This window comes from Mesorhizobium sp. M0816, assembly GCF_040320005.1.
Taxonomy (GTDB): Bacteria; Pseudomonadota; Alphaproteobacteria; order Rhizobiales; family Rhizobiaceae; genus Mesorhizobium.
Genome location: NZ_JAMYOT010000108.1, coordinates 1 through 743, shown reverse-complemented (window position 1 = coordinate 743; position 743 = coordinate 1). Strand labels below are relative to the sequence as shown.

General features: G+C 60.7%; 1 protein-coding gene. It reads left to right on the top strand.

The features are described from left to right. Positions 1-79 precede the first annotated feature (79 nt). Positions 80-743: aminotransferase class III-fold pyridoxal phosphate-dependent enzyme (locus NKI17_RS36890; RefSeq protein WP_352907956.1), on the top strand; the 664-nt coding region annotated here is incomplete at its 3' end.

The following is a 743-nucleotide window of genomic DNA, read 5'->3' as shown; positions in this document are numbered from 1 at the left end:
GCGGGCTTTCGCTATTTTGTTGCAACAAAACGTCCGGCGGACGATGGTCCCGTTCATTTCCCGAGGAGAGTCTGATAATATGTTGCACGAAATCCCCGCGCCGCCTGACGCCCAATCAACGAGACTATTTGCTCGTGGCCACACCGTTTTCCCCGATGGCACCACCCGCGCTACCGTCGAACGTGATCCCACGCCGCGCTACGTCCTGAGGGGCGAGGGTGCTTATCTGGTTGACGTTGACGGACAGCGTTTTCTGGACCTCAACAACAATTTCACCACCCTGATCCATGGGCATGGTTTTGCCCCGGCGCTTGATGCCGTGGCGCGGATGCTTCGTGACGGCACCTGCTTTTCCAATCCGACGGCGCATGAAATTGACCTTGCTGAATTGCTGGTTGATCGCATTCCGGCGGTCGAGCAGATCCGCTTCGTCAATACTGGCACCGAGGCTGTGATGTTCGCCATTAAGGCGGCGCGCGCGTTTACCGGACGCCCGGGCATTGCCAAGATTGAAGGCGCCTATCACGGCTCCTATGACTGGGCGGAGGCGGGACAGGGGGGTACGCCCTCAATATGGGGATCGCCGGAGGCGCCTGTCGCCGTGCCGGCCTATGCAGGCACACCGGCATCGGTTGCTGATGAGGTCGTCATTCTTCGGTTCAATGATGCCGACGGTGCGCGCCGCCGGATCGCGGCTGCCGCTGATCGCCTTGCCTGCATTCTGCTCGACCCAATGCCGAGCC